The sequence below is a fragment of the Streptomyces sp. DSM 116793 genome, assembly GCF_057320905.1.
In genome coordinates this window covers 8,532,040-8,549,357 of sequence record NZ_CM170494.1, presented here as the reverse complement: position 1 = coordinate 8,549,357, position 17,318 = coordinate 8,532,040, and the positions used below count along the sequence as shown (strand labels likewise).

The window sequence follows — 17,318 nt, the reverse complement described above, 5'->3', positions numbered from 1 at the left end:
GTTCCTTTCACACGGTGCTTGCCGCCGGTCATGCGCTGCCGCCGGGGACCGGCAGTGGAATCGGGGTGGTGGTGATGGTCATCGGTGTGCCGGAGACCGCGATGAGGGAGATGCGTGGGTGCTTGCCGCCGGGCAGGGCGTGGAAGCAGCCCGGGGCTCGCAGGACGTACCGGGCTCGGGCGTGCGGGCGCAGGACGGCGGGGCCGGACTCGGCGGACCACCAGCCGGAGGCGCCCTGCCCCGTGCGGGTGGCGAAGTGCGGGGCGATGGCGGTGCCGGTGGTGTTGGCGGCCTGGACGATCAGTGAGGTGATCCCCGGACGGTTCGGGGACCGGTCGGCGATCGCTGTCCGGTCGATGGTCAGGCGCAGCGGGGGCGGGCTCGCGGCCGCGACGCCCGTGCACAGGAAGGCGGGAGCGAGCAGGCCACAGGCCAGGGCGGCTTTGGTGCGGCGACCGGTGAGGCGGGGGAGGCTGGGCTGCCAGGCCGTGGCCAGAGCGGATGAGGGGACGGTCGCGGCGGCGGCCAGCCACAGCGGCGTCATCATCAGGAAGTAGCCGTCCTGGGAACGGGTGGTGAAGTAGAAGGCGCACCAGGGCAGGACGGTCAGGGCCGGGCCGAGCCGCCGCACGAACAGCACGGTGGCGGTGAGCAGGCCGAGGAGCAGCAGGATGCTGGCGTAGGAGTAGTAGTCCAGGCGGCTGCTGCCGTCGGTGAAGTAATAGGAGATGCCCATGACGCCCTGTCCGTGCAGGATCGCCTTCTGGGTGAGCGGCAGCAGGCTGCCGGACAGCCAGGCGCCCGGTGCCTGGGCGATGAAGTAGACGTTGGCCAGCAGCCAGGCCAGGAACGCGCCTCCGGCGTACCGGGCGGTGGTGGCGAGGGCCTGGCGGTGTCCGAGTTCGCCGCGCCGGACGGCGTAGACGCCGACGAGCAGGAACGGCGTGAGGAACCAGGCCAGTTGCTGGGCGGCGCAGGCCAGGCCGAGGCAGACGGCGCGCAGTGCGCCGTACCGCCCGAGCCGCCCGCCGACGCCGGTGCGATGCCAGCGCGCGACGACCGGCACGAGCAGGGCGAGCGCGGTGATGGCCGGGTAACCGGCATGGGCGTAGGTGGGCAGGAACCCGAAGCCCAGGCATACGGCGGTGGCGGCCGACCGCCAGGGCGCCGGGATCAGCAGCCACAGCACCACGGTGCCCGCCAGGAGCGCCCCGGTGGTCACCAGCGTCGCGGCCGCCGTCGAGTGGAGGACGGCGTGGACGGGGGCGGCGAGCAGGGCGGTCAGCGGCGGATAGCCGTAGGTGTAGTCGGCGCCGCCGGACATCGTCTTGGTGATGCCGACTCGTGGCGTGCCGAACAGCCACGGCCAGGGCTGCCCGTAGATCGGGTGCCCGTGCAGGATCTCGCTCGCCGCCTGCGCGGTGAGCACCCCCTCGTCGGTGCCCGCGTGGTTGAGCCAGTACCCGCACAGCACCAGCGTGACCGCCAGCACGAGCACGCCCGCGTCGACGCGGGCCAGTGCCCTGCGGCTGCGTACCGCCAGGGTGCACACCCCGGCGACGAAGATCCCGGCGTAGCACAGGGAGATGACGGCGGCGACGGGCGGCGCGGACACCATCGCGCTGGTCCACGCGGCCCGGGTGCCGATGAACAGGCTGATCGTGGCGATCAGCGTCATGCCCCGGTGCCACTGCGGCGGCGCGGCGTCCGGCAGACGGGCTTGCACCGGCGCGGTGTGCGGCGGTGCCGTCACGGGAGGCAGCTCTACGGCGGTCGCGGCGCCGGTGCCCGTGCGTGTGCCTACGTGCGGATCGTCGTCCATATGGCGTCTCCCTGAAAGCAACCCGACGAGCATCTACTACATCTTGTAGAGGAGAGATCGCCGACGGCGGTTCCACAGAGGGAAAGGCGCTGTCCATGAACCAGGACACCGATGCGGCCCGCATCCTGGTCGTCGTCCCCACCTACAACGAGGCGGACAACATCACCGCCGTGACCAGCAGGCTCCGCTCCGCCGTCCCCCACGCGCATCTGCTGATCGCCGACGACAACAGCCCGGACGGCACCGGAAAGATCGCCGACGAACTGGCGGAGGACGACGACCACGTCCACGTCCTGCACCGTCCCGACAAGCAGGGCCTGGGCGCCGCCTACCTCGCCGGTTTCCGCTGGGGAATGGAACGCGGCTACGACGTGCTGGTCGAGATGGACGCCGACGGCTCCCACCGCCCCGAGGAACTGCCGCGCCTGCTCACGGTGCTCGACAGGGGCGCCGACCTGGCCCTCGGCTCCCGCTGGGTGCCCGGGGGCCAGGTGGTCGACTGGCCCGCCTCCCGCAGGTGGCTCTCGCGGGGCGGCAGCGCCTACTCCCGCCTTCTGCTGCGGTTGCCGGTCCGCGATGTGACCGGCGGCTTCCGGGCGTTCCGGCTGCACACACTGGAGGGGATCGGCCTGGAGGACGTCGAGTCCCAGGGGTACTGCTTCCAGGTCGATCTGCTGCGCCGCACGGTCGAGCGGGGATTCCGGGTCGCCGAGGTGCCGATCACCTTCGTGGAGCGGCGGCACGGCGCCAGCAAAATGAACCGGTCCATCGTCACCGAGGCACTGTGGCGCGTCACCGTGTGGGGCCTGCGCTCACGACTGCGGCCGCTCACGCGCCTGCGGCGGGCCGGGTGACAAGAGCGCCTCCGACCTACCCGGAAACGGCTCCCCCGGACATCGTGCCCAGCCGCGACGCGACCCGGCACGCGATCTGAACACCCGATCGCCACCCGAACACCCCGATTGCCTGGGCCAGTCGACGGCGCGGCGGCGGTGACACCGACCTCCGGCCGGCGCCCCATCGATGTCTGCCACGACCCGCCCCGCGCCCTCGGTCAGTCCTGGCCGACGGCGGCGCCCTCGTGTGCCTGACCGGTGTGCGGCACTGGTGACTGCTTCCTCTGCTGCATGCGGTCCCGCCGCTCATCGGCGTCGGCCCGGTCACCGTCACAGCGGACGCCGGACCGGTGCCCGAGCGCGGGCCTGTCGACGGACGCCGTATATGTCGCATACTGGGCGCTGTCGACCATCGCCTCGCTGTCGGAGGCCGCGTTGGCCAGGCTCGCGCAGCACAGGCCGAGCAGCATCCCGCCCGCGGCGAAAGGCAGGACGCGGAGCCGGGGCGGTGGCGCCAGCAGGGCCCGAACCCTCTGCGGGACCGCGCCGCCGGTCGCGGCCAGCGCCGCGCCCCGGGACGAGTGCGCGGTGGACGCGAGGGCGGCCCGGGCCACCGCGCGGGCGACGACCGTACGGTCGCCGGCACGCGCCGCCGCCTCGTCGGCCCAGCGCTCCAGGACGAAGTCGCCTGCGGTGGCCAGCGGCCGCAGCAGCGGATTCACGGCCGCCGCGAGCCGCCAGACGGTCTGGAAGACGTCGTGCCTGCACCGCAGATGGGCCCGCTCGTGCGCCAGCAGCGCCTCCCGCTCGCCATCGGCGAGGCAGCGCAGCATGCCCCGGGACACCACGATCCGCCCCGGCGCACCGGGCAGCGCGAAGGCCAGCGGGGAGTCGTCATCGAGCACGACCAGCTCCGTGTCGCCGGGCAGCCGCGCACACTCCCGCCGCGCCCACCTGACGTGGCGGGCCTGGCGTACAGCGGCGGCTGCGAGGGCCACGCTCGCGATGAGCAGGGCGAGCGCGCTGCCCACCGCGACGACGAGGTGCACCGGGTCCGCGGCGCGCAACGCCGACACCGACCAGCGTCCTTCCTCGGCGACCTCGGGCATCTGCGCGAGCCCGGTGAACGCCAGCAGGGCCAGCGACCCCAGCCAGCCGACGACCGTGACCAGCGCAACGCAGGCCAGTGCCCAGGAGGCCGGACACGGAGGCAGCCGCCGCGCCGACCGGGGCGCGAACGCCGCGAGGACGACGGTGAGAAGAAACGGGATGTAGACGCTGATCCGCACCGCTCACGGCCCTTCACCGGACCGCGTGGCGCGGTCGGCGTGGTCATCCCCGGCCAGCAGCCGTTGCAGCAACTGCCCTTCGCATTCGGAGAGTTCGGAGACGAACCGGGCCAGCACCGCCTCCCGGTCGGAGCCGTGCTCCAACAGCGTACGCATCTGCTCGGCGGTGTGGGACGCCTCGTCCCGAGCCGGCTCGTACGCGTAACCGCGCCCCTCCCGGTGCCGGACCAGCATCCCCTTGTCGTACAGTCGCGACAGGATCGTCAGCACCGTGGTGTACGCCAGGTCCGCCGGCAGCGCTTCCCTGACCTGCTTCGCCGTCAACGGGCCATCGGCTGCCCAGAGAGCAGCCAGCACACTGCTCTCCAACTCCCCCCTGCCCCGCCTACGGGACGACCCGCCGCCTTCGTCGTGGTGTCCGTCTCGCACTGACCATGCCTCTCTCCGGCCCGGATTCTCAGGCTAAACCTTCCCCCTCATGAGTGCCGCGCTTGCCTCAACGATCGAGCCGCTGCGTCAGACCATGTCACGGCACGAGGAGGGCAAGCCTGGGGAGCTATCCGCGTGCGTGATCGACGGGCAGAGCGTGAAGACCTTCACCAGCGTCCCGGCTGGCCGCAAAGCGGAGCATCGTCGCCGCCCCCCTCGGACCGCATGCTCGCGTGGCTGGCCACGGCTCCGTTGCCGACACCCAGCTGATCTCCCAGGTGGGTGCCCCACCGCCCCGCCATCCGCAGAGTCCCATCGGACGGCGGCTACCGCCAGCACTCGTCGAGCACGCCACCCGCCTCGGCATCGACATGGAAATCGTACAACTCCACCAGAGCGGAAGAACATGGAAGTCACGGGGGTAGGGCGGGCCGGATCGTGGAGTTGTCCCGCACCGAGTTCGAACTACTGCGGTTCCTGATGCGCAACCCCGCGCCGGGTGCTGTCGAAGGATCAGATCCTCGACGGCGTGTGGTCCTACGACTTCGGGGGCCGGGCCCACGTTGTCGAGCTCTACATCAGCTACCTGCGCAAGAAGATCGACGCCGGGCGGGCGCCGCTGATCCACACGGTGCGCGGTGTGGGCTACGTCCTCAAGGAGGACCGGTCGTGACGGAGCGCCGGCCACGCCCACCCGCAGCACTGCGCCGCCGACTCGCCGCCCGGCGCGCACGCCGGCCGGTGTCCTTGCGCCTGCGGCTGACCGCAGGGCTCGTGGTGCTGCTGGCGGTGGCCTGCGCGGTCGTCGGCGTCGCGACCGCCGTCGCCCTGGAGAGCTTCCTCGTCGGACGCGTCGACCAGCAACTCGCCGCCACCGGCGGCCGGTTCACGGCCAGCCTCGTCGAGCACGAGAAGCGCCCCGACGCCGATAACGTCCCCGACACCCGCGGCCAGGCCGAGGGGACGTTCGGCGCCCGCCTGCTGGCCGGCCACACAACCCAGGCCGCCGTGGTAAGGACGACACCGACGCCGCCGTTCATCTGACCCCGGCCGACCGGCGCGCCCTGGCCACGCTGCCACCAGACGGCGAAGGGCGCAGCGTCCACCTGTCCGCGCTGGCCGGTCGCTACCGCCTGGCCGCCGTCCGGGGCGACGACGGCGACATCCTGGTCACCGGACTCCCGCTGCGCGCCGTCGAGGACACCGTGCACCGGCTGGAGATCGTGGAGGCCGCCGTCTTCGGCGCGGCCCTGGCGGCCACCGCCGCCGCGGGCGCCGCCTGGGTGCGCCTGTCCCTCCGTCCCCTGGAGCGGGTGGCCAAAACAGCGACCGAGGTTACGCGCCTGCCCCTGGCCACCGGGGAGGTCGCCATGCCCGCCCCCGTCCCGCACAGCGACACGCACACCGAGGTCGGCCGGGTCGCCACAGCCCTCAACCGCATGCTCGGTCACATCGGCGACGCCCTCGCCCGACGCGACGCCGGCGAGGAACGTCTCCGTCACTTCGCCGCCGGCGCCAGCCACGAACCACGCACCCCCATCGCCACCGTCCGCGCCCACACCGACCTCGCCCTGCGCTACCCCGGCCCCCTGCCCCAGCGGGTACGGCACTCTTTGGAACGCATCTCCGCCACGTCACAGCGGATGAGCGGCCTGGTCGACGACCTGCTCCTCCTCGCGCGCCTGGACGCGGGCCGCCCCTTGGCCCGCGAACCCGTAGACCTCACCCGCCTGACTCTCGACGCACTGGACGACGCCCGCGCTCTGTCCACCGACCACCACTGGCTGCTGGACCTGCCCGAGGAACCCGTCATCGTCCAGGGCGACGAACACCGCCTCCACCAGGTCCTGGCCAACCTGCTCGCCAACGCACGCACCCACACCCCGCCCGGCACACGAGTGGCGCTGTCCCTCACCACCTACCCGGATCACGCCGAACTTGCGGCTACCGCTCGCAACGACACCCGACGAGCACCCGGCCCTCCACAAGGACGCGGACTCCTACTCCGCGTAACGTCTCCCGACCGCTGCCACTACCGGCCTCCGCAGGCGCCCCTTCGCGGCCCCGAGCGTCCGGGGCGGACTTCGACGGTTCGAGAGTGTTGTCCCCCTGCCGGGGGGCGCTGGCGAGGGCCCCGACAGTCCCTGCGCCGGGAGCGGCAAAAGCTCCGGTGCGGCGGGTCCTGCGGCACCGACTGACGGTGACCGAGGTGCGGCCCGAGGCGCCCGGCGTGGTGTCGGTCTTCATGAGCGGCCGGCACCTGGACGAACTGGGTGCCGGGCCCGGTCAGTTCTTCCGCCGGCGTTTCCTCGCCCCCCGGATGTGGTGGACGGCGAACCCGTACTCGCTCTCCGCACCGCCGACCCCGGCCTACCTGCGGATCACCGTGAAGGCCGTCGGCGGCCACAGCGAGGCGCTGGCCAGGCTCCGGCCAGGCACCCGGGTGTGGGCCGAGGGGCCCTACGGTGCCTTCACGGCGGCTCGACGCACGGCCGGAAAAGTCCTGCTGCTGGGCGGCGGCGCCGGCATCACCCCGCTGCGCGCGCTGTTCGAGACGCTGCCCGGCCAGGTCACCCTGGTCTACCGGGCGCGCCGCCCGGAGGACCTGGCGCTGTGGCAGGAACTCGACGCCATAGCCGCCGATCGCGGCGCGACCGTGCACTACGTGGTCGACAAACCCGCCCAGTGCTCCTCGCCCCTCACCGCGGACGGGCTGGCCACCCTCGTGCCCGACATCGCCGAGCGCGACGTCTACCTGTGCGGCCCACCGGGGATGACGGCCGCGGCGATACCCGCCCTGCGTGGGGCCGGGGTACCTCGCCGCCGCATCCACCACGGATCATTCGCGTTCTGACCGGTCCGAGCATCCTGAAAGGAGCAACATCAGGGCAGTGCGCCGAGCCGCCCTCCTGACGACATCAACCGTTGCGGGCCTGGTCCTGCTGCTGTCCCTCAAACCGCACCACAGCGCCCTGCCGCTGCTGGCCGGCTCAGGCGGCGGGGCGGTCTCCTCGCCGACGCCGGGCGACAGCTCCGGCCAGCCGAGCCACTCCAGCCGCCCCAGCGGGTCGAAGAGCGAGGACTCCGCCGCGTTCGCTGAAGAACAGCCGACCGTCGTCGGCCGTGCCGAAGGCGGCGACGTGCTCGCGCCACAAGGCCACCAGGTGCGGGGGCAGCGGCACCACCCGTGTTTCTCCCGGCGGGCGGTTCTTCAGACCCCGCTCGTCGTGGTTCCGGCCGGTGTCGGTCCACCGTTTGCCCGCCTGGGGCAGCGTGCGGTGCACGACCAGCCGCCCCCAGCCCGTTCGAGGCAGGCGGCAGTCCGGCAGCGCCGCCGCGACCGCCTCCTCCGGACGCAGACCCGCGTAGTACATGCCCGCGAAGAACCCCACCAGCCGACGCCCACGGGCCCTGCGGTAGCCACCCACGTAGGAGACAGCGCTCAGCAACTCCCGTGCCTGGTACGGGTTGGCCACCAGCCGCGGATCCACCGAGACCGACGGCTTGGGCACCCGCCACCGGATCTTCTCCAGCGGATGGCTGCCCAGCTCGCCCCTCTCGACGGCGTAGTGGAGCGCGTGCACCAGCACCTTGCGCTTGCGGCGCAGCGTCTCCACCGCCGCCTCGCCGCCGTCCAGCTTGCGGCGCAGCGACTCCAGCACCTCCCGCGCCAGGACCGGATCATGCAGGTCGACCAGCAGCCGGGGCGCCTTCGCCACCCACTGCAGCACCAGCCGGTCCTCCGCCGGCATCTCCTGCTGTCCCGGGCCGGGTACGACAAAGGCCCAGTGCCGCAGGGCACGGCGCAGCAGTTCCTCCTTGGGTCGGCCGGGGATCTCCCAGCACATCGCCTGCGTGATGGCTGTCAGTGCGTCGCTGACCTCGTCCCGGGTCTTCGCCGCCCGGCCGGGCCAGTGCGCCCGGCGTACTCGGTCGCGAAGTCATACCAGCTCAGCCTGGAAGGGCCCCGGACCCCGTACATGGGGCTGGCGCCCTGCGCCAGACCCGCGCGGATGGCCCGCACCAGCTCCGCACCGAACTCGCCGGCCGTGTCCGCAACCGCGCTACCGCGGTCCTGGGGTGTCTCACCTGGCGGCTGTTGCACCGGGGATTGGTTCGGCGTCTGTTCGGGGCCGGTGTGGCACCGTTGTGATGCTCGTTTAAGTTCATGCCCGCCTCCTCTTGATCGGCGGGGCATGACTGCCCGGCTGATCCATTCGAACATCCCCCGACAAGAGGGCATTCGGGCGGCGCCGGATTGACGACTGCGGATTATCGGACTTTCGGCACGACTTCTGTCGCCGCTGGTCACGCCCGGTCCCGGCATGGCCGGTTCCGCACCATGGCTCACCATGCGCACTTGCATGCGCCCCATTGCTCCGAACTACCGTTCCCTGTCGGCCAGGGCACGCGGACACGTGGGGGGATGCATGGCGAGAACCGCGCGACAGATCCTGAACGCACTCAGCCGCTCGACAAGCGTTCACGTCCACTCGACGATTGAACTGGCCACACGTGTTGACTCCGCAGCGGCTGCTATCGACAAGAGGCGTCGGGAATAGGGCCAGGAAGCAGCACGCAGGAAACCGGAGCTGCGCCCCGTCGCGCGGGCCGAGCACGGCCGGTCCATCGAGCTGACGCCGTGGCAGGTGCTGCACGCCGTCGCCCGCGGCTACGTGCTGGCCGGCCAGGGAATGGGCCGCGGGCTCGCGGAACACTGGCTGAGCCTGAAGTTCTGCGAGGCGCTGTACGGCAATCGCGCCGGTTCCATGGATCTCACCGACAAGGGCCGCACGTCCGAGAGCTGGTACAAGGGCATGCAGGCCCGGGAACTGGCCGTCGGCTTCGGACTCGCCGTGGCAGAACACATCGTGCAGCAGCGATACCCGGACCACATCGTCTCCGTCGTGGACACGAGCACGGTACTGCGAGCCGGCTGGCCCCTGAGCGTCTCGCAACGGAACAAGACCTCACGCCCTCGCCCCGACTACCTCATCGAGGCGTGGAAGCCCGGCGAGCCGTCGAAAGTCACCTTCGTGGCCTGCCGTGGAAACCACCAAAAACCGAGCAAGCGGAGCGGCCGGACCCGCAGCACCACCATCCAGCAACTGGTCAAGGGGGCCGAGTTGACCGAGGGCATGCAGATCGGCCCGTGGAACACGACCCCGTGCCTGATGCTGTCCACCGAGCTCATGGGGCAGGGCGGGATCGTGGTCAATGCCCTGCAGTCCCCCGGCGAAGCACTACTTCCCCTCCGCACACCGGACGCCCCGGGAAACGCCGACGAGGAGATCAAGGACAAGTCCGGTATCCCCTACCCCAACGCCATTCGCATACCGGCCCGCGAGGGCAGGCGGGCGCGGACCGTCGACGGTTTCCAGGTGGGCGAGGACGACCTCGGCTGGTTCGGTCAACTCCTGGCCCGCACCGGGGCAGCCGGTCTGACCGCGTTCTCAGGCGGAGGACAAAATACAGCCAGGTACCTCACCACACGCCAAGGACGAGAGCACTACAACGTGCCCACCTTCGCCGCCACATCGAGCGTCGACGATGCAGACATCGTGGTCGGCGACACGGAATTCGTCGGCACGGACCACGTCTTCCGCATGGGGAGCGCACGCATCGAAGCATTCTCCGGTATGCCCACGGACCTGTATGGACTGATCAAAGACGGCCGCGTGGAGGAGTACCGGCAAGCCGCCTACGAACTCCACTGCAAACGGCCCGACTCGCCTGAAGCGGGGAAATGGAACGGCCCGGTCTCGTTCCACGCCGACGGCACCGTCATGGCCCTGAGCATTCTGCCTATCCGTAGAAGGCGCCCGCTCTGACACCTCCTGGCGCCACCCGGACCAGCACAGGGACTCAGAGATCGTCCTCGGTCGCATGGGCCGCTTTGAGCAGCGCAACATAGCGCGGGATCGCCGGTTAGCCAAACCGGCGATCCTCCGCATCATTGGAGATCCACCGCCACGCCCTATCCGCCCCGACGAAAGGCGGCACCGCGCAAACAGCTCACAACTTCATACGACAGCCGTCTGCCTCACGAGGCGCGGCCGATCCCTCCTGCCAACGATTCCGGTCACCATCGACTCACCTGCGGTCTGCAGCCAACCTCGAAACGCGCTGGCCCGCGCGAGCCGGTTTCCGCCCTCCGGTCGCGCAATTTCCAGCAACACGATCCGCCGCAGGACTCGTCGAGCGTTCACCCAGTGGGCCGCAGGCCCTACCCGCCGACCAGCGACACCCCCACCCATGACTGGGGAGCCCTGGCGCAGCACTCGGAACTCAGGATGGAAGACCTCCCCGGGCCAGGGGCACATCGGCGCACTCGGCTGCCCGCACGCTCCCGACCGCCTCCCCGTTCGATTGAAGCGGGCACAGAACACCCTCTACCCTGACAAGGGATTCGTGATCTCCATCACCCGACGCAAGCTGACCGCCGCGGCGAAACAATCGGAGCAAGAAGACCAAACGGGATATTCCCTGTTCGCGGGATACACGCGGGACGACCGGCTTAACAGGGCGTCAGGCAACCCGCCGACCTGGTAAAACGGATGAAAGTCTGACGGCCTCCGGAGCCGTCTGCCCGACTCTGGCCGCCCGGCTCAGCGACGACACGAAGAGCAGAAACCCGAGCAGTGTCACAGCACAGATTGACGGATCCCCACAATGGCCCCCTCACCGTGTCGGCCGCTCTCCTCGCGTCTGCCGACTGTTTGCGGCCTCCCGTGGCCCACGCCGTACCGCCGGTCAGCAATGGGTCGACATGCCCTCGACCGACAGCAGCGGCGCGAAGCCTCTACCAGCCGTGACCTCACCACAGTGGCGCCTGACGTCCCATCAGGAAAGTCAGCATTGGGTCAGCATTAGGTTGACGAAGGACGCCTACGGATGACCAAACTTGGGACGGCACCGGGCTCTTGAAGGAGGGCCTCGGGGGCCAGCGCCTTCTCCCCGGCGACACGCACCGGTCCAAGGCGTTCGCGCCAGGCAGAGAGCCGACCCTCGGACCGTATGCCCAGGTCAGCGCACCCGCCCCCGCGGTTTCAGCGGCACCGGGGGCAATTCAGGAGCAGGCAGCCGATCGCCGTCGTAGCCATGTACCTCGCCGAAGCGGGAGCCCTTCATCCAGTCCTCACGGGCCTGTGCGATGTCGTCCTGAGACCGGCCGATGAAGTTCCACCACATCACCAGCTCCTCCGCGAACGGCTCCCCGCCGAGCAGCATCACCGAGGCATCCGAGCCCGCGCGCAGCGGCAGTTCGGTGCGGCCGCAGCCGAGGTAGAGCATGGCGCCGGGCAGTACGGGCACGCCGTCCACATGGGTCTCGCCGGACATCGCGAGCACCGAGTACTCGAAGTCCGGGTCGAGCGGCAGGCGCACCTCCGCGTCGGAGCTCAGGGCGAGGTCGGCACCGACGAGGGGACTGTAGGTGGTGCCCGGGGAGGCGGTGCCGTCCAGGGAGCCGAGGATGAGGGTGGCGGTGAGGCCGGGTGCGGTGACGGTGGGCAGCGCGGCGTGGTGCTCGAAGTGCGGCTCGGTGTGCCGGTGCCCGTCGGGCAGCGCCACCCAGAGCTGTGCGCCGTGCAGCAGCCGGGCGTGCGGACGAGGGCTCTCCTCGGAGTGGCTGATGGCCCGCCCGGACGTCATCAGGCCCAGCTCGTAGGGGCGGACGGTCTGCAGGCTGCCCAGCGAGTCCCGGTGCAGCACCTCCCCCTCGTGCAGCCAGCTCACGGTCTGCAGGCCCATGTGCGGGTGCGGCGGCACCTGCATGCCGGGCTCGTCCGCGATGTCGTCCGGACCGTAGTGGTCCACGAAGCACCAGGCGCCCACCATGCGGCGGCCCAGGTTCGGCAGCAGGCGGCGGACCTCGGTGGACTCGCCCAGCTTGACCCGCCGGGGGCTGAGAAGCTCGCGCACCGGCTCTGCCACGACGAAGCCCCGGCCGCCGCAGGGCGTGGGCACGGCCTCACGATCCAGATTGCTCATGCCTCCAACCTAGCCGCCTCAGGCCACCTCGATGCTGTCCAGTTCCGTGTAGTAGTCGCCCTTGGCCAGCCGCAGGGTGTTCCAGCCGTCGTGCAGGTCCACCGTGACGTCCACCTTCTGCCAGCTGTCCCAGCCGGTGAACGGGTACCGCACCTCCCCCGCGCCCGCCCCGTTGACGGTGAGCACGTGCGACGCCCCGACCCGGGCGCCCGCCGCGTCGAGCGAGCCGTTGCCGAACCGCACGGACAGGGTGTGCCGGCCCGCGGACGCCGCGAAGACGCTGAACTCCACATAGCTGTCCGGGTTGTCGATCTTCCCCACCGCCCGGCCGTCCAGCGCGCCGGCGGCGTCCCGCACCACGGCGTCGTGCACGACCGCGTTCTCCGCCTGGTAGATCACCTTGCTGCCGCGCACCACCGGGTATCCGTTGGCCCAGCCCAGGTCGGCCACGTACATCGCCCGGTACCGGTACGCCGGGTCCCAGCCGTGGAAGACGATGTGGTCACGGCCGTCGGGGCCCGTCACCACGTCCTGGCCGCCGGGGCCGCGGACCGTACCGGCGAACGAGTCGGTGGTCATCAGCGGCGCCGCGGCCTTCGTGTAGGGGCCGGTGAGGCTCCCGGAGACCGCGTAGCTCGTCGCGTAGCCGTCGCCCGCGTAGGAGCTGGCGGAGTAGAACAGGACGTAGTGGCCGTCCCGCTTGACGAGGGTCGGGGCCTCGATGACGTTGCCCTCGAAGGGGCGGTCCTGCCGGATGAGCCGTACCGCGCCGCCGGTGGTGGCGGTGCCGTCCGCGCTGACCGGCTGGATGTGCAGCCAGGTGTCGAGCCCGCAGCAGTTGCCGTCGTTCTTCCAGAGCAGGTAACGCTGCCCGTTCTCGGTGTAGCTGGAGGCGTCGATCGCGCCGCCGTCGGCCGCCGGGCAGACCAGGGGCCCGCTGCCGACCGGTGTGAACGGCCCGTCGGGCGAGGTGGCCCTGGCAACGCCGATGCACTGCTTGTCGCCGGCCCTGTCACGGGCGGTGTAGTACATCGTCAGGCCGCCGCCGGCCTCGAAGACGTCCGGCGCCCAGACCAGGGACGTCTGCGGGAGTGCCCAGGAACCGACGGCGGGCAGGGCGTCGGCGCCCGCGACCGACCAGTGCACCAGGTCGGTGGAGGTGGCGTGCTGGATGTTCTTGCTGTCGCCGTTGGTGGCGTAGGCGTGGTAGGTACCGCCCACCCGCACCACGTCCGGGTCGGGGAAGTTCCGGTCAAGCACGGGGCCGCCGGTGGCCGCCCGCGCCGGGGCGGCTGCGAGCGGAGTGGTGGCGAGCGGGACCGCGGCCAGGGCGGCCGCGGTGAGCAGGACCGCGAGGCCACGGGCACGGCGGGGCCGGCCGGCGGGTCTGCGCAGGCGCGGGGTTCTGCGGATTCCTCTCATGCGGCTTCCTTTCGTGGGGGCCGGCAGTCCTGGGTGCGGAGGATCTGGGTGCGCAGGTCCTGGGTGCGCAGGTCCTGGGTGCGCAGGTCCTGCGGCACGGACGTCCCGGGCGCGGAGGTTGCGGGGGGAAGGTCGTGGAGACGGAGGTCCTGTGGGCGGACGTCCAGGGGGCGCAGGTTGTGGGGGGCGGACCTCCAGGGGGCGGACCTCCAGGGAAATGAGGCCTCTGTGGGGCGCGCTCCCCCTGAGAGGCCCCGGCCGGGCCACGCCGGCCGGGCTCAGTCGGTGTACACCTCCGCGCGGTCGACGCTGACGAAGGACGCCGACGAGTTCGGGTCGTGCTGGCCGGTCACCCGGACCCGCAGGGTGTGCTGCCCCGGGGCCAGCCGCGGGCTGATGTACTGCACCACCTCGCCGGTGCGGATGGCGCCGTAGTAGTCGACCTGCTGCTCGGGACCACCGTCGACGCTGATCGCCGCATAGCCGTTGCCGACGTCGCGCACGGACAGCAGGGCTATCCGGGTGCCCGTGAAGGAGAACGTGGCGGTGGCCCCGGCCTGGTCGAGCCAGTGGTCGTCACCCCAGAAGCACTGCGCGGCGCAGCCGGTACCGGAGTTCCACGTGCCGGTGAACGTCACACCTCCCGGCCCGCTGGAGCGGCCGTCGTCGTTGATCCAGTAGGCACCGGGACCCGGATCGCCGGACGGCAGGTCCTGGGTGGCGCCGGTGGCCAGCGGGATGCCGAAGTCGGGGCTGCCGTCGGCGCGCCAGGTGAACCGCTGTGCACGGGTGGTGCGGTTGTCGTACGTGTAGGTACTGGTGCTCTTGGCGTGGTACACGATCCAGTCCTCGGTGCCGTCCGGGGAGCGGAAGAAGGCGTGGTGGCCGGGGCCGAAGACGCCGTTCGCGTCGGCGCGGGAGAACACGGCACCCTGGTGCTGGGTCCAGTTCCCGGGCACCAGCGGGTCGGCGCCGTCCGGCAGGGACATCATCCAGATCTGGTAGTCGGGCTTGCCGGTGTCGCACGTCGAGTAGGTCATCCAGGTACGGCCGCCGTGGTACAGGAACTCCGGGCCCTCCCGCACCTCGGGGCAGCCGCCCGCGGCGTTGATGGCGACCGCGTTGCCGGAGACCGTGTACGGGTTGGCGAGCGGGGCGATGTTGAGGCCGTTGTGCTGGTACTGGTTGATCCCGCTGTAGGCCAGGTACAGCTTGCCGCCGACCTGGAGGATGCCCGGGTCGATGGCGAAGTCCTCGGCATGGTTCGGCGGCGCAAGCTTCGCCTTGAAGTGGTAGGGACCCGCGGGGTCGTCACGGTCGGACTCCAGGACGTAGATCCGGTGGTGGTCGTCCACGCCGTCGTCGGCCGTGTAGTACAGGTACCAGCGGTCGCCGAAGCGGTAGAACTCCGGGGCCCAGATGTCCCGGTTGCGTGACGGGTCGCTGTCCGTCCAGACGGTGACGGGGTCCGCGGTGAGCAGCGTGCCGAGGGACGGCGAGCGCCACATCCTGATGCTGCCGCCCTGGGTGGTGGTCAGATAGTAGGCGCCCTTGAAATAGGTCAGATACGGGTCGGGGCCGGTGTTCAGCGGATTGCGGAAGGTGCCGGACGCGGCCGTGCTCCGTGCCGTACCGTGGCCGGCCGCCGGCGGTGCCCCGCCGGGAGCGGCCACCGCCGGGAGCGATCCGGCGAGCAGCGCGACCAGGCCGAGCAGCAGCGCGACGAACAGGCCTCTTCGTCCCGCCCGGTGCGCGGGAAGCGGTGTGGACATACGGCAACCCTCCGGGACACAACTCGAACGGAGCCCGTACGCGGAACCCGTACGCCACGGGCTTTACATCGATGTAACCACGTCGCGACGACGGTAGAGAGAGGGCGTGCACCTGTCAATGCCCACGGCGAGGAACGGTCCTCCGAAGAGCGGTTCCCCGAAGAGCGGTTCTCTCCGACCAGGGGCGTCCACGAAGGGGCGCGGGGAACTGCGCGACCGACCACGACGACACCCCAACGTCGTCACCGGCCCGAAGGGGCAGCCTCCACCGCCCGCCCGGTGCCCCGAAGGAACAGCCCCTACCGCCGGAGCCACCCCAGAGGCCGGGACCACCCGCACAGGCCCGGACCAGCCGCAGAGGCTGGAACCACCGCAGAGGCCGGGACCAGTTGGAGCGGGCTCAGCGCCGAGGCGGACCATCCGGGCGGGACCGACCGAGGCGGGACCAACCGAGGCTGGACCAACCGGGCCGAAGCCGGCCAGGGCGGGCCCACCCGCCGGCTCACCCCCCGGAACTCTCCCGCACGATCAGCCGGTGCCCCGCCACATGCTCCACAGGAGGCGTCCCGTCGCCCGCACGCTCGATACGCTCCAGCAGCAGCTCCACCGCCGCACGGGCGATCTCCCGCTTGTCCGGCGCCACCGTACTGAGCGTCGGAATGCTGAACCGCGAGGCCTCGATGTCGTCGAACCCCACGACATCCAGGTCGTCGGGGACCGCGAGGCCCTGCTCGTGCAGGGCCCGTACCGCCCCCAGCGCCAGGTGGTCGTTGAGGCAGAGCAGCGCGTCCGGCGGGTCGGCACGTGCGGCGAGCGCCGCCGCGGCGCGTGCGCCGTCCTGCCAGTGGAACGCGGGGACGGGCGCCACCAGGCTCGCGTCGAAGGGCACGCCGGCGGCGCGCAGCGCCTCGCGGTAGCCGTGGGTGCGCAGCCGGTCGGTGCCCTGGGGGCCGCGCAGCGCACCGCCGACGACGGCGATCCGCCGCCGGCCGCGGGCCAGCAGGTGTTCGGTCGCCTCCCGGGCGGCGGTGACGTTGTCGATGCCCACGTGGTCGGCGCCGCCGGGGGCGGTCCGCTCCCCCAGCAGCACCAGCGGCAGGCGGGTGTCACGGCCGGCCAGGTCGCGCGGCAGCAGGGCGAGGGGGCTGAGGATCACCCCGTCGGTGAACTGTGCGTCGAAGCCGTGCACCGCCGCCAGCTCGCGCTCGCGGCGGCCACCGGTCTCATGGATGAGTACGGTGCCGCCGCGCCGGTCGGCCTCCAGCATCACGTGCCGGGCCAGCTCCGCGAAGTAGGCGACGTCCAGCTCGGGCACCGCGAGGGCCAGCATGCCGGTACGGCCCCGGCGCAGCTGGCGGCCCGCGATGTTCACGCGGTAGCCCAGGGCGTCGATGGCCTCGCGGACGGCGGCGCGGGTCCGCTCCGATACGTGCTCGTAGTCGTTGATCACGTTCGAGACGGTCTTCGGGGAGACGCCCGCGTACTCCGCCACGTCCTTGATCCTCGGCCTGGCCACCACGTTCTGTTTCCTTCCGCCACCGTGATCGTACCGAGCCCCGCCCCGCCGCCACGGCGCCGACCGGGAGAGGCCGGCCGGGCCGCGGCCGTACCGGCCCGGCCGAGGAGACGCAGCACGCGGCGGCAGCCGAGGGGCGGCACCCAGGGGGCTTCTGATGGATCTCCGTGGCGTCGCGACGCCCGGCACACTCCCCCACGCTCGGCTGCTCCCCCACGCTCGAACGGGCTCGCGCGGGGG

General features: G+C 71.5%; 10 protein-coding genes and 3 pseudogenes. 5 read left to right on the top strand and 8 right to left on the bottom strand.

Annotated elements, in window-relative coordinates:
• Nucleotides 1-28 precede the first annotated feature (28 nt).
• Entirely contained in the window at nt 29-1,822 is a 1,794-nt protein-coding gene (locus ACSMXW_RS33705; RefSeq protein ID WP_485801972.1) for a hypothetical protein, read from the bottom strand.
• 95 nt (nt 1,823-1,917) lie between these two features.
• On the opposite strand from ACSMXW_RS33705, the gene ACSMXW_RS33700 reads away from it, so the two are divergent.
• Nucleotides 1,918-2,676 carry a polyprenol monophosphomannose synthase gene (locus ACSMXW_RS33700; protein ID WP_485801970.1) on the top strand — a complete coding sequence of 253 codons (759 nt, stop codon included), beginning with the start codon at nt 1,918-1,920 and terminating at the stop codon, nt 2,674-2,676.
• 200 nt (nt 2,677-2,876) lie between these two features.
• On the opposite strand, the gene ACSMXW_RS33695 is transcribed toward ACSMXW_RS33700, so the two are convergent.
• Both ACSMXW_RS33695 and ACSMXW_RS33690 read right to left on the bottom strand, forming a co-directional pair.
• Nucleotides 2,877-3,947 carry a M56 family metallopeptidase gene (locus ACSMXW_RS33695; RefSeq protein WP_485801968.1) on the bottom strand — a complete coding sequence of 357 codons (1,071 nt, stop codon included), beginning with the start codon at nt 3,945-3,947 and terminating at the stop codon, nt 2,877-2,879.
• Nucleotides 3,948-3,950: 3 nt separating this feature from the next.
• The gene (locus tag ACSMXW_RS33690; protein WP_485801966.1) at nt 3,951-4,376 is read right to left on the bottom strand and encodes a BlaI/MecI/CopY family transcriptional regulator; all 426 of its coding nucleotides are present in this window, start codon (nt 4,374-4,376) and stop codon (nt 3,951-3,953) included.
• 429 nt (nt 4,377-4,805) lie between these two features.
• Between ACSMXW_RS33690 and ACSMXW_RS33685 the strand changes: the two are divergent.
• The 3 pseudogenes from ACSMXW_RS33685 to ACSMXW_RS33675 all read left to right on the top strand — a co-directional run.
• Nucleotides 4,806-5,049, top strand: a pseudogene (locus ACSMXW_RS33685) (winged helix-turn-helix domain-containing protein); the annotation flags it as partial.
• A 29-nt stretch (nt 5,050-5,078) separates the two neighbouring features.
• Nucleotides 5,079-6,574, top strand: a pseudogene (locus ACSMXW_RS33680) (histidine kinase dimerization/phospho-acceptor domain-containing protein).
• Nucleotides 6,541-7,230: pseudogene (locus ACSMXW_RS33675) on the top strand (ferric reductase-like transmembrane domain-containing protein); the annotation flags it as partial. The pseudogenes ACSMXW_RS33680 and ACSMXW_RS33675, both read left to right, overlap by 34 nt.
• 136 nt (nt 7,231-7,366) lie before the next feature.
• Here the strand turns inward: ACSMXW_RS33675 and ACSMXW_RS33670 are convergent.
• Nucleotides 7,367-8,224, bottom strand: coding sequence for a hypothetical protein (locus tag ACSMXW_RS33670; protein WP_485801964.1), 858 nt, complete (start codon nt 8,222-8,224; stop codon nt 7,367-7,369).
• 801 nt (nt 8,225-9,025) lie between these two features.
• On the opposite strand from ACSMXW_RS33670, the gene ACSMXW_RS33665 reads away from it, so the two are divergent.
• The gene (locus ACSMXW_RS33665; protein ID WP_485801962.1) at nt 9,026-10,207 is read left to right on the top strand and encodes a hypothetical protein; all 1,182 of its coding nucleotides are present in this window, start codon (nt 9,026-9,028) and stop codon (nt 10,205-10,207) included.
• A 1,195-nt stretch (nt 10,208-11,402) separates the two neighbouring features.
• Here the strand turns inward: ACSMXW_RS33665 and ACSMXW_RS33660 are convergent.
• The 4 genes from ACSMXW_RS33660 to ACSMXW_RS33645 all read right to left on the bottom strand — a co-directional run bounded on the left by ACSMXW_RS33660 (nt 11,403) and on the right by ACSMXW_RS33645 (nt 17,078).
• Nucleotides 11,403-12,368, bottom strand: coding sequence for a pirin family protein (locus tag ACSMXW_RS33660; protein ID WP_485801961.1), 966 nt, complete (start codon nt 12,366-12,368; stop codon nt 11,403-11,405).
• Between the two features lie 18 nt (nt 12,369-12,386).
• On the bottom strand, nt 12,387-13,790 hold the full coding sequence (locus tag ACSMXW_RS33655; RefSeq protein ID WP_485801960.1) for a family 43 glycosylhydrolase: 1,404 nt from the start codon (nt 13,788-13,790) through the stop codon (nt 12,387-12,389).
• Nucleotides 13,791-14,068: 278 nt separating this feature from the next.
• Nucleotides 14,069-15,562, bottom strand: coding sequence for a family 43 glycosylhydrolase (locus ACSMXW_RS33650; protein ID WP_485801958.1), 1,494 nt, complete (start codon nt 15,560-15,562; stop codon nt 14,069-14,071).
• 502 nt (nt 15,563-16,064) lie between these two features.
• Nucleotides 16,065-17,078 (bottom strand): LacI family DNA-binding transcriptional regulator, encoded by a 1,014-nt coding sequence (locus ACSMXW_RS33645; RefSeq protein ID WP_485808470.1) that lies wholly within the window; start codon nt 17,076-17,078, stop codon nt 16,065-16,067.
• Nucleotides 17,079-17,318: the final 240 nt, after the last annotated feature.